The 10,522-nt window shown below is 73.9% G+C and carries 12 protein-coding genes; 6 read left to right on the forward strand and 6 right to left on the reverse strand.

Going from position 1 to position 10,522, the window contains the following annotated elements; all coding sequences use genetic code 11:
- Positions 1 to 44 precede the first annotated feature (44 nt).
- The gene (locus tag VR45_RS10590; protein ID WP_045939442.1) at positions 45 to 788 is read right to left on the reverse strand and encodes an SDR family oxidoreductase; all 744 of its coding nucleotides are present in this window, start codon (positions 786 to 788) and stop codon (positions 45 to 47) included.
- Between the two features lie 527 nt (positions 789 to 1,315).
- On the opposite strand from VR45_RS10590, the gene VR45_RS10595 reads away from it, so the two are divergent.
- Together VR45_RS10595 and VR45_RS10600 are read left to right on the forward strand one after the other, a co-directional pair.
- Complete coding sequence (locus tag VR45_RS10595; protein ID WP_234325926.1) at positions 1,316 to 2,452, forward strand: alpha/beta hydrolase-fold protein; 1,137 nt, start codon at positions 1,316 to 1,318, stop codon at positions 2,450 to 2,452.
- A 338-nt stretch (positions 2,453 to 2,790) separates the two neighbouring features.
- Entirely contained in the window at positions 2,791 to 3,555 is a 765-nt protein-coding gene (locus tag VR45_RS10600; protein ID WP_045939443.1) for a hemerythrin domain-containing protein, read from the forward strand.
- A 111-nt stretch (positions 3,556 to 3,666) separates the two neighbouring features.
- Here VR45_RS10600 and VR45_RS10605 read toward each other — a convergent pair whose 3' ends face one another.
- Positions 3,667 to 5,256, reverse strand: coding sequence for an FAD-dependent monooxygenase (locus tag VR45_RS10605; RefSeq protein WP_045939444.1), 1,590 nt, complete (start codon positions 5,254 to 5,256; stop codon positions 3,667 to 3,669).
- A gap of 142 nt (positions 5,257 to 5,398) precedes the next feature.
- Here VR45_RS10605 and VR45_RS10610 point away from each other — a divergent pair, with 142 nt between their 5' ends.
- Both VR45_RS10610 and VR45_RS10615 read left to right on the forward strand, forming a co-directional pair.
- Positions 5,399 to 5,971 (forward strand): TetR/AcrR family transcriptional regulator C-terminal domain-containing protein, encoded by a 573-nt coding sequence (locus VR45_RS10610; RefSeq protein WP_045939445.1) that lies wholly within the window; start codon positions 5,399 to 5,401, stop codon positions 5,969 to 5,971.
- A 142-nt stretch (positions 5,972 to 6,113) separates the two neighbouring features.
- A complete protein-coding gene (locus VR45_RS10615; protein WP_045939446.1) occupies positions 6,114 to 6,566 on the forward strand; it encodes a hypothetical protein in 453 nt (150 codons plus the stop codon).
- Positions 6,567 to 6,633: 67 nt separating this feature from the next.
- Here the strand turns inward: VR45_RS10615 and VR45_RS10620 are convergent, their stop codons facing one another.
- Positions 6,634 to 7,236 (reverse strand): hypothetical protein, encoded by a 603-nt coding sequence (locus tag VR45_RS10620; protein ID WP_052708989.1) that lies wholly within the window; start codon positions 7,234 to 7,236, stop codon positions 6,634 to 6,636.
- A 65-nt stretch (positions 7,237 to 7,301) separates the two neighbouring features.
- On the opposite strand from VR45_RS10620, the gene VR45_RS10625 reads away from it, so the two are divergent.
- Positions 7,302 to 8,264 carry a DUF1152 domain-containing protein gene (locus VR45_RS10625; protein ID WP_045939447.1) on the forward strand — a complete coding sequence of 321 codons (963 nt, stop codon included), beginning with the start codon at positions 7,302 to 7,304 and terminating at the stop codon, positions 8,262 to 8,264.
- Between the two features lie 67 nt (positions 8,265 to 8,331).
- Here VR45_RS10625 and VR45_RS10630 read toward each other — a convergent pair whose 3' ends face one another.
- Positions 8,332 to 8,877: a DUF1707 and FHA domain-containing protein gene (locus VR45_RS10630; protein WP_045939448.1), complete on the reverse strand. Its 546-nt coding sequence runs from the start codon at positions 8,875 to 8,877 to the stop codon at positions 8,332 to 8,334.
- Between the two features lie 91 nt (positions 8,878 to 8,968).
- On the reverse strand, positions 8,969 to 9,529 hold the full coding sequence (locus tag VR45_RS10635) for a DUF1697 domain-containing protein (protein ID WP_234325927.1): 561 nt from the start codon (positions 9,527 to 9,529) through the stop codon (positions 8,969 to 8,971).
- Positions 9,530 to 9,647: 118 nt separating this feature from the next.
- On the opposite strand from VR45_RS10635, the gene VR45_RS10640 reads away from it, so the two are divergent.
- On the forward strand, positions 9,648 to 10,118 hold the full coding sequence (locus VR45_RS10640) for a pyridoxamine 5'-phosphate oxidase family protein (RefSeq protein WP_045939449.1): 471 nt from the start codon (positions 9,648 to 9,650) through the stop codon (positions 10,116 to 10,118).
- An 89-nt stretch (positions 10,119 to 10,207) separates the two neighbouring features.
- Here VR45_RS10640 and VR45_RS10645 read toward each other — a convergent pair.
- Positions 10,208 to 10,522, reverse strand: a 315-nt coding sequence (locus VR45_RS10645; RefSeq protein WP_107084152.1) for an ArsC/Spx/MgsR family protein, incomplete at its 5' end; no start/stop codon positions are given.

Consider the following 10,522-nt stretch of genomic DNA (forward strand, 5'->3'; position numbering starts at 1 on the left):
GTCGTCGGGCGTCGGCCGCCGGTCGTCGGCTCCGGGGCGTCGGCTCAGCCGCGGCCGACGTACGGCATGGTGGTCGCCATCACGGTGGCGAACTGCACATTGGCCTCCAGCGGCAGTTCCGCCATGTGCCGCACGGTGCGGGCCACATCGGCGACGTCCATGGTCGGCTCCACCGCGATCCGCCCGTCCGCCTGCCGGACGCCCAGGCTCATCGCGGCCGTCATGTCGGTGGCGGCGTTGCCGATGTCGATCTGCCCGCAGGCGATCCGGTACGGGCGGCCGTCCAGCGACAGCGACTTGGTCAGCCCGGTCACGGCGTGCTTGGTCGCGGTGTAGGCGACCGACTGCGGGCGCGGCACATGCGCGGAGATCGAGCCGTTGTTGATGATCCGGCCGCCCTGCGGACGCTGCGCCCGCATCTGCCGGAACGCCGCGCGGGCGCACAGGAACGCGCCGGTCAGGTTGAGGTCGACCACGGCCCGCCACTCGGCGATGTCCAGCTCGTCCACCGCGGCCGGGGCGCCGAAGGTCCCGGCGTTGTTGAACAGCAGGTCCACCCGTCCGAAGCGCTCGACGGCCGCCGCGAACAGCGCGTCCACGGCCTCCGGATCGGTGACGTCGGTCGGTGCCACCAGGGCCTCCGTGGCGATCGGTCGGGCGGTCTCGCGCAGCGGCTCCGCGCGCCGTCCGGCGAGCACCAGCCGCCATCCCCCGGCGGCCAGTTCCCGTGCGACGGCCCGGCCGACGCCGCTCCCGGCTCCGGTGACAACGGCGATCTGTTCCAGCATGGCGGGCTCCTCGGCTCACGGCGGCTGGCCCGATCGTTCCCGATCCCCGCCCCGGCGTCACTGGTACGAGTGTCCAAGGCCCGGGCGGAGCGGTGGCCGCTCGCTCGTTCGGGCGGTCCTGGCGGTGGGCGGTGGACGAGCCCGCGGTGGACGGGTCCGCGGTGGACGAGCCTGCGGTGGTGGTGCGGGCGGCCCTGGGGGAGGGTTCCGTCCCGGTCCGGCGAGCGCTCCGGTCCCGGTCCGGTGGATCCCCGCCGACCGGCGGGGGCGCCACCCCGCCGGTCGGCAGGGCCCGGCGGAGGCTTTACTCGATCGGGAACAAACATTGGATCGGAGCCGGCTGCCGCGCAACCGGCCCGGGGCAGGTCACGTCATAAGATCGCAGGACGGCACGCCGCCGCGCAGGGCGGCGATCAGCCTCCCGGGGGTCCCGCAGACAGTCGCGCCCCGGGCCTGTCCGGCCCCACCCGGGGGCCACCGCCCGGCTCCGCGGAGCGGGGCGCGACACCGGTCGGAGAGTTCTCACCGTGCAGCCGCAGTCCTCCCGTTTCCGCGCCGTGCTGACCGGTGCCACCGCCTTCACCCTGGCCGCCGCGCTCGCGGCCTGCGGTAGTACGGACGGCGGGAGCAAGGGCGACTCGGCGAAGGCCGGCGCCGGCAAGGGTGCGGCGGCGGTCACCGGCTCCTCCGCCGCGTCCGCGGCCTCCTCGGCGCCCGGTTCCTCCGCTCCCGGTTCTTCCGCTCCCGGTTCCTCCGCCCCGGGCTCCCCGGCGGCCGGTTCGACCTCGGCCCCGGCGGCGCCCGTCCCGGCCGCCGGTTCCGGCAAGGTGCTGATGCCCACCGGCCCGCAGGCCGCGTTCGGCAAGGCCAGGGACACCGCCGCCGGCCAGATCATGATGACCACCCTGGCCGGTCCCAAGTCCGGGGTCTCCGGCAAGGTCTGGGTCTGGCTCCCCCCGGAGTACAACGACCCGAAGTACGCGAAGACCGGCTTCCCGGTGCTCACGCTGTACGCGGGCGGCCAGAGCGCCGGCTACAACACCTGGACGGACAACCAGTTGCCGATCCAGGAGGTCGACGCCGACCTCGCCAAGCAGGGCAAGGCCCACCCCTTCATCATGATCATGCCGGTGCAGAACCTCGACTCCAACGAGGCCAAGGCCCTGGAGTGCGCCGACATCCCGGGCCAGCCCAAGATCGGCACCTGGATGGCCGAGGACATCCCCGACTTCGTGCGCGCCAACTTCCGCACCGTGAAGGGCCGCGACGGCTGGGGCCTGATGGGCGCCTCCACCGGCGCGTTCTGCAGCGCGAAGCTGGCCCTGCAGCACCCGGACAAGTTCAAGGCCGCCGTCCCGATCGACGGCTACTTCAACCCCGACTCGCCGCTCTGGAAGGGCTACGAGACCGACCGCCAGGCCAACAGCCCCGACCTGCTGGTCGCCCAGGGCAAGGCCGACGTCAGGATGCTGGCCACCGCCGGCGGCGCCAACGCGTACGAGATGAAGCTGGTCAAGGCGTGGGTCGCGAAGGCCGCGCCGCCGCTCACCGTCGAGTACTACGAGCAGCCCGGCGGGAAGCACCTGACCACCGACTTCAAGAAGATGATCCCGGACACCCTGCAGTGGCTCACCAAGAACCTCGCGGGGCCGCAGAGCGACTGAGGCACCCGGGGCACTGGGGCACCGGCTCAGGAACGGAGCGGAGCGGACCGGCCGATCGCATCGGCCGGTCCGCTCCGCCGTTTCCGGTATCCCGTGACGAAATGCGGTGGTCGTGCCGCTCGTGACGGTCGTGGTGGTCGTGCCGCCCGTGACGGTCGCGGCGGAATGTTGCGCCGCGTTCGCCGCCGCGCCCACCGGAGCGGGTCGAACAGCCGCTGAGCTGCACGTCAATCGGACATTGATTCGCCTCTGATGTCCTCTCATCACCCTGGTGGGAGTGCCAGCCCACCACTTCCGCCAGGTCGTGCCAGCCCTGCCCGAGACGTGAAGAGAGTGCCATGCCCAGCCACCTGCTGCCCGTAGCGTCCCCGGTGTCCCCGGCCGTGCCCACCCAGGGCGGCCCCGTGCACGACCGCACCGCCGACGAGGAGCCGCAGGCCTTCCGCTTCGCCGGCCTGCGGCTGGTGCACTCCGCACTCCGCCGCGACCTCGCCCGGCTGCCCAACGCCCTCCGGCTGCTGCAGCCCGGTGAGGACGAGAAGGGCGCCGCGCTGCTGCGCCACTGGACCTTCGTCACCGCCGTGCTGTCCTGCCACCACGAGCAGCAGGACACCCGGATCTGGCCGATCGTCCGCCGGTTCGCGCCCGAGCTGCGGCTGCTGCTGAACTGGCTGGAGTCGGACCACCACAACCTCGACCACTCGTTCACCCGGGTCACCACCCTGGTCCGGATCGCCAGCCGGGACACCGGTTCGGTCTGGCCGGTGGCCTACGCGATCGAGGACCTCGCGGCCCGGCTGGAGACCCATCTGCGGGTCGAGGAGCGCCAGCTGCTGCCGCGGATGGAGATGGTCTTCACGGAGAACTCGCGGGTGGGCAGCCTGCCCGAGCTGCTCGACGTGATGCACTCCGCCGACGGCCCGGGCACGCCGGACGCGCTCGCCTGGCTGCTGGACGGTGTCGAGCCGGCGCTGGTCGAGCGGCTGCTCGCCGACTGCGACGACCTCGTGGCCCGGCACTGGCCGCACTGGCAGGCCACCTACCAGCGGTGCACGGCGCCGCTGTGGGGCCCGCCCGAGGCCTGGGACGCGGCCGGGGAGTGAGCCCCGGGGCTTTTGCGGCGCTTCGGTCTACGCGCGTGGCAGGTGCCGGGGGCGTATGCCACCGCATCCGCCGTCGTCCGGCTGCGGTGCGGCTGTCCTGCGCGGCGGGGTTCAGTGCAGGCCGAGGCGGCCCAGGTAGCCCGGCAGGTCGGCGGGGTCGTGGGTGGCCAGGCCCAGGTAGCCGTCCGGTCGGACGACGAACAGGCCCGGTCCGTACACCCGCTCCGTGACGCCGCCGTCGATCCGGTGCCCGTGCACCCCGGCGGGCAGCTCGGGCAGGGCGCGGCCGACCGCGAGCACGGTGACCTGCGGGCCGCGGAACAGCTCGAAGAGCCGCCGCGCCGACCCGCTGCCGTCGTCCGCCGTGCCGTCCGCCGTGCCGTCCGCCGTGCCGTTCGCGGCGCCGTCGGCCGTGCCGTCCAGCGGCGCGTCCGGGGCCCGCTCCCCGGCCCGCAGTGCGTCCTCGGCCAGGCCGGGGCGTGCCTCGACGGTCAACGGGCCGTCCTCGTAGCCGAGTCCGAGCTGTTCGGTGCGCGGGCCGCGCCGCAGTCCGCCGGCCCTGACCCCGCCCGCGCGGTGCAGCCGGGTGGAGATCTCCAGCACCTCGGCGGCGATCGGCAGCCGTTCCTCCTCGTAGCTGTCCAGCAGGGCCTCGTCGGCGCCGTGCCGCAGCACCTGGCCGAGCTTCCAGCCCAGGTTGTAGGCGTCCTGGATGCTGGTGTTGAGGCCCTGGCCGCCGGCCGGGGAGTGGATGTGCGCGGCGTCGCCGGCCAGGAAGACCCGGCCCTGCCGGAACCGCTCGGCGAGCGCCGTGCGGGGCCGGAAGCCGGAGGCCCAGTGCACCCGGCCGAGCGCCGACTCCGGCAGGTGGGTGCGGGCCGCGACGGTCCGTCGCACGCCCTCCGGCGAGGTGTCGGGCTCCTCCGGGCCGGGACCGCCCTCCGTGCCGTTCTCCGCGCCGTTCTCCGTGCCGCCCTCCGTGCCGAACTGGGCGAACAGCTGGAACGCGGTGGTGCTCGGCAGCGGGCAGAGCAGCAGCGGGCCGCCGGGTGCCTTCGGCCAGACGTGCCAGTTCCCGCGGTCCAGGCCGTCGATCTCCAGATCGGCGACCAGGGCCGGGCGCGGGTCGACCTGCTCGCCCGTCATCGGGATGCCCACCGCCCGGCGGACGGTGGAGCGGCCGCCGTCGGCGGCGACCAGGTAGCGGGCGGAGACGGTCCGCTCTGCGCCGTCGGGGCCGGTCAGCCGGGCCTCGACCCGGTCCGGGTGCTGGTCGAGGCCGCTCAGCGCGGTGCCGAGGACGACCGCGCCGCCGAGTTCGCGCAGCCGCTGGTGCAGCAGCTCCTGGGTGCGCCACTGCGGGAGCATCCAGACCGAGGGGAACGGCACGGTCGGGTCCGGGGCGGCCGGCCCGGGGCCCCCGACGAGGTCCCACTCGCCCTGCCGCTCGCCGTCCTCCCAGTTCAGCATCCGGGGGTAGGGCCGACCGGCGGCATGGACGGCGGTGAGCAGGCCGAGGTCCTCGAAGACCTCCTGGGTCCGGGGCTGGAGGCCCTTGCCGCGCGAGCCGGGGAACAGCGCCCCGGCCTGCTCGACCAGCAGCGCGGCGACTCCGCGCCGGGCCAGGTCGCAGGCGAGGGTCAGGCCGGTCGGGCCGGCGCCGACGATGAGGACCTCGGTCCGGGTCGGGGCGTGCGTCATCGCACACTCTCCTTAACGTTGTTAAGTGGCTGACGTCCGGAAGCATGGGCTTAACGGTGTTAAGTTGTCAATGCCGCACGGCCGCACCGGGCGGCCCCGTCACCGCGAAGGCGGCCGGCCGCCACGGAAGGAAGGACGCGACATGCCGCCGAAGCTGGACCGCGCCCAGGTGGTCGACGCCGCCCTGCGCCTGCTCGACGAGACCGGGCTGGAGGGGCTCACCCTGCGCCGGATCGCCACCGAGCTGGACGTCAAGGCACCCGCGCTGTACTGGCACTTCGCCAACAAGCAGGCGCTGCTGGACGAGATGGCCACCGAGATGCTCCGCCGGATGTTCGCCGGGCCGGTCGCCGTCCCGGAGAGCTGGCAGGAGGCGATCACCACCACCTGCCGCACCCTGCGCACCGCGCTGCTCGGCTACCGGGACGGCGCCAAGGTCTTCAGCGGCACCCGGCTCACCGACTACGGGCACGCCGAGGGGCAGCAGGCCCTGCTCGCCGCGTTCCGCCGGGCCGGGTTCGAACTCGCCGACGCCGTCCTGGCCTTCACCACCGCGTACGCCGCCGCCATCGACCCCGGGCACCCGCTCGCCGCGGCCGCGAGCGGGGAGCTCTTCGGGGACTTCGAGCGGCGCTTCGAGCGCGGTCTGGCGATCGTCGTGGCCGGCGTCGAGTCCTCGCTCCGCCCGGAACCCTCGCCCCTGGATCCGTCCTGACCAGCAACTCCCGCTGTCCCCTAGGGGATTCACCCCGCACGATGTCCGGGTGACGGCGGCCGGGAGGGTCGGGGGAGGGCCAGGGGCCGGGTACCGCCGACGGCCGATGGCCGGCCGGCGGCGCGCGCCTACCGTCGGAGCCATGACGAGTGCACCCGCGAACCCGCCCCCGGAGCACCGCCCCGGACTCCGACCCGCCGACCTGCCCGCTCGCCGCCCCGCCGACCTGCCCACCGGCCGCCGCCGGAGGCCGGCCGTCCGCTCGGCCGCCCTCGCGGCCGGCGCCGTGCTACTGCTCGGCGCCGGCCTCACCGCCTGCATGGGCGGTGTCTCGCTCTGTCTCAACGACAACAGCTGCGATGTCGCCGTCCACACCGAGAAGGCCGACAGCACCCACACCGTCGAGGTCTTCGGCGGCGACAAGACCCTCAGCCTCACCGTGGGCCGGATCACCGACACCACGGCCGAGGTCAAGCTCGGCGAGGACACCAAGACCCTCACCGAGGACATCGAGACCACCGTCGGCCCCGCGAAGATCACCCTGCGCCACGCCGACGCGCAGGAGCACACCGCCGAACTCCACGTCGTCCGCTGACCGCCCGTCGGCCCCGGTGGGCCTCGGCCGCCCCGGTCGGCCCGGTCGGCCCCGTCGTGGAGCGCCGCTACTCCGGCAGGCGGTTGAGCCAGGTGATCGGCGAGACCGCGATCGCCGTCTCCGGCGCACCGTCCCACTCCGAGGGCAGCCCGGCCGCCGTCAGCGCCGCCACCACCGCGCGCCCGACCTCGGCCGTCCGCCGCACGGCGGCCTCCGTCGACTCGCCGTCCTCCAGGAACCCGCCGTACCGCAGCATCAACGCGCCGCCGTCGGCGGCCCGTTCGGTGTCCTGCTGATGGAAGAACACGAAGCCCCGCGAGTCCTCCTCGGCCTCGCCCCCGATCTCGGCGTAACCGCAACTCGCACAGCAGGTGAAGTCCATCGCGGCGACGATGCCCAGCTCCTCCAGGGCGTCGAAGGCGGCCTCCAGCCGGTCGACGTCGGTCGTCTCCGGCCAGGAGGCCTGCTCCTCCAACCGCGCCCGCCACAGCGGAGCGACGATCCGCTCCGCCTCCTCCATCGTCAGTCCCTGGTCGTCGAGGACCTCGACCAGGGACTCGGCTATCTCGTCCGGCTCCTGGAAGCCGCACCGGATCAGTTCGCGGGCCCGCTCCTCGGCGTCCCGCAGTACCTCGTCGGCAAGGGTGCTCTGTACGGTGTCCTGGTCCATACCCGCATCCAAGCACCCCCCTCCGACAACGGCCGGGGCGTGCGGTCCGGTGCTACCGTCCCCGGGTGACCTCGCTCCTCCAGCCCCCGCTGATCACCCGTCTGCTCGCCGCCGAGCGCATCCTGATCGCCGGCGCCGGCGGCGGCTTCGACGTCTACGCGGGCCTGCCGCTCGCCCTCGCCCTGCGGGCCGCGGGCAAGGAGGTGCATCTGGCCAACCTCTCCTTCAGCGAGCTCCACGCCCTGCCCGCCGAGGTCTGGCAGGAGTCCGACCTGGCCCTGGTCCGGCCCGACACCCCGGCCCCGGAGGGCTATTTCCCCGAGCGGACGCTCGCCCGCTGGCTTCGGCTGCACGGCATGCCCGACCAGGTCTGGGCGTTCCCCAGGACCGGGGTGCAGCCGCTGCGCGCCGCCTACCGTGCCCTCGTCGAGCGCCTCGGCATCGACGCCGTCCTGCTGGTCGACGGCGGTACCGACATCCTCATGCGCGGCGACGAGGTGGGCCTCGGCACACCGGAGGAGGACATGGCCAGCCTGGCCGCCGTCGCCGGGCTCACCGAGGTCCCCGAACGGCTGGTCGCCTGCCTCGGTTTCGGCATCGACGCCTACCACGGCGTCAACCACTCCCTGGTCCTGGAGAACCTCGCCGCGATCGACCGGGCCGGCGGCTACCTCGGCGCCTTCTCCGTCCCGCGCGACAGCCCGGAGGGGGCGCTCTACCTGGACGCCGTGGAGCACGCCCGGGCGGCGTTCCCGGAGCACCCGAGCATCGTCCAGGGCTCGGTAGCGGCCGCGCTGCGCGGCCTGTTCGGCGACGTCCGGTTCACCGACCGCACCAAGGGCGGCAAGCTCTTCGTCAATCCGCTGATGACGCTCTACTTCGGGGTCACCGTGGAGGCGCTGGTCGCCGAGCACCGCTACCTCGGCCGGCTCGAACGGACGGTCCTGATGCGCCAGGTCGCCACCGTCATCGGCGACTTCCAGGACTCACTGCCCGTCCAGCGGCCGCCGCGGCAGTTCCCGCACTGACGCTCCGGGGCCAGGCCGCCGGGCCACCGCCCCGTGCGACCGCCCCGGGCCCAGGGGCGGCAGGGGGTCAGCCGGTGGCGAGGCGGAACTCCAGGTTGCCGAAGCGCACCTGGTCGCCGGGGCGGACCCGGATGCCGCCGACGATCCGGTACCCGTTCACATGGGTGCCGTTGGTCGAGCCCAGGTCGTACAGCACCCAGCTGTCGCCCTCCCGGCGCAGCTCGGCGTGGTGCCGTGAGACCGACGCGTCGTTCAGCCGCAGTCCCGACCCGGGGAACCGGCCGATCGTCAACTGCCCGCCCCCGGAGTGGGGGAGGCTCAGCCCGGGCAGCCGCTCGGCCCGCCAGGCCCCGCCCAGGCGCACGCCGAAGGCGGAGACCCGGCCCACCGCGCGCAGCAGGAACCGTCCGACCGGGTTCCCGGCCGGCAGGTCGGACATCACGGCCTTCAGCTCGGCGCGGCTGCTCGCACGGAGGACGAGGTCCAGCCGGCCCAGAAAGGTGTCGTGCGACAGCCGGCCGTTCCCGGCGCCCTCCCGCAACGCGTCGAGGGCCTGCTCCCGCTCGGCCTCGGACGGCCGGACCACCTGTGTCCGGTTCTCACGCGACATCATGGACCGATTCTCGGCTGCCCCCGCCGACCTGTCCAGATTCCCCGGGCTGCCGGTCCGCCGGTCCCCGGGTCCGCAGGTCCGCCGGTGCGGCTCAGGTCTTCCGTGCGGCCGCCACGATCTTGACCGTGGTGTGCAGGAACCGCGAGGTCACCGCCCCCCGGTAGGACTTCCCGAAGAGATTGCCGGTGGTGGCCCACTTCCCGTTCTTCAGGTGCACCACGACGAACGCGGTGCCGGGATCGGCGCCGAGCACCTCGTAGTCGCCCTTCGGCGAGGTGTAGGGGAGCGGGAAGTCCGCGGGCAGCGGCTCGGAGAGGAAGTTCACCGTGAGCCGGACGTCCGGCGTCACCTCGACCTCCGCGAACGGCTCGGCGTCCAGCACGGCCTGGACCTCGTCCACCGTGCGCAGCAGCACCGGCACCGGGAAGCCCAGCTGCTCGGCCAGGTGCCGCTCGATCCGCCCGGTCAGCGCGGCCCGGGCCGTCGCGTCGGTGGCCTTGGCGGTGAAGAACACATTGCCGCTCTGGATGTAGGAGCCGACGCGCTCCAGGCCCAGTTCGGTGAAGAGCGCGCGCAGCCGCTCCATCCGCACCGTCCGGCCGCCCACGTTCACGGCGCGCAGGAAGGCGATGTAGGTGGTCGTAGTGGTCACCCGGCCAGTGTGGCACCGGGCACCGACAGCGCGGCGGCGCGACGTCCGTGCGGTGTCCTTGCGACGTCCGCGCGGTGTCCGTCCGGCGGTTGTCAGCGGCCGGTGCCACACTGACGGCATGGCTACCTGGCAGGATTTCGAGCAGGAGGCGCCGGACCTGGCCCCCGCCGTGCGGGCCCGTTTCGAGGCCAACAAGCACCACGTCCTGGCGACGCTGCGCAGTGACGGTTCACCCCGGGTAAGCGGTATCGAGGTGGGCTTCTTCGGGGCGGACATCCTGCTCGGCTCGATGCGCGACGCGATGAAGGTGCGGGACCTCCGCCGCGACGCCCGCTTCGCGCTGCACAGCAACCCGAGCGACGAGACGCTGGCGGACGGCGACTCCAAGCTGTCCGGCCGGGCCGTGGAGCTCACCGACGAGGCGGAGCGCGCCGCCTACGAGGCCGAGCTCCCGGAGCCGCCGCCCGGTCCGTACGACGCCTTCCGGCTGGAGCTGGAGCAGGTCGTGCACACCACCGTCGAGGGGGACGCGGTCCGGATCAGCTCCTGGCGGCCGGGCGAGCCGGTGCGGCGCTTCGAGCGCCGCTGACACCCGGCCGCCGGCACCCGGCACCTTGGCCGCCGGCGCCGGTCGGGTACCCCGGGCCGGTACCGCCGAGCAGTACCGGCCGCCGTCCCCTACGGCAGGACGGACCTGACTGCCTCCGGCGTGCGCGCCACCACGGCGTGCCCGTCGTCCGCGGTGATGATCGGGCGCTGGATCAGGATCGGGTGCTCGGCCATCGCCGCGAGCCAGCTCGCCCGGTCGCCGGCCTCCCGGCCCCACTGCTTCATGCCCAGGTCCTTGGCCACGGGCTCCTCGATCCGGGCGATGTCCCACGGTTCCAGGCCCAGCCGCACCAGCACCTGCTCCAGCTCGGCGACGCTCGGCGGGTCCTCCAGGTAGCGCCGGACCGTGAACTTGGCGCCCGCGCCGGTCAGCTCGTTCAGTGC

Origin of the sequence: Streptomyces sp. NRRL S-495 (assembly GCF_000966955.1) — a bacterium.
In the GTDB taxonomy this organism is placed as follows: Bacteria; Actinomycetota; Actinomycetes; order Streptomycetales; family Streptomycetaceae; genus Kitasatospora; species Kitasatospora purpeofusca.

Excerpts from the sequence above, each read along its gene's own strand:
- VR45_RS10590 (WP_045939442.1), bottom strand. The coding sequence starts at position 788 with ATGCTGGAACAGATCGCCGTTGTCACCGGAGCCGGGAGCGGCGTCGGC.
- VR45_RS10600 (WP_045939443.1), top strand. The coding sequence starts at position 2,791 with ATGCCCAGCCACCTGCTGCCCGTAGCGTCCCCGGTGTCCCCGGCCGTG.
- VR45_RS10605 (WP_045939444.1), bottom strand. The coding sequence starts at position 5,256 with ATGACGCACGCCCCGACCCGGACCGAGGTCCTCATCGTCGGCGCCGGC.
- VR45_RS10610 (WP_045939445.1), top strand. The coding sequence starts at position 5,399 with ATGCCGCCGAAGCTGGACCGCGCCCAGGTGGTCGACGCCGCCCTGCGC.
- VR45_RS10615 (WP_045939446.1), top strand. The coding sequence starts at position 6,114 with ATGACGAGTGCACCCGCGAACCCGCCCCCGGAGCACCGCCCCGGACTC.
- VR45_RS10620 (WP_052708989.1), bottom strand. The coding sequence starts at position 7,236 with ATGGACCAGGACACCGTACAGAGCACCCTTGCCGACGAGGTACTGCGG.
- VR45_RS10630 (WP_045939448.1), bottom strand. The coding sequence starts at position 8,877 with ATGATGTCGCGTGAGAACCGGACACAGGTGGTCCGGCCGTCCGAGGCC.
- VR45_RS10640 (WP_045939449.1), top strand. The coding sequence starts at position 9,648 with ATGGCTACCTGGCAGGATTTCGAGCAGGAGGCGCCGGACCTGGCCCCC.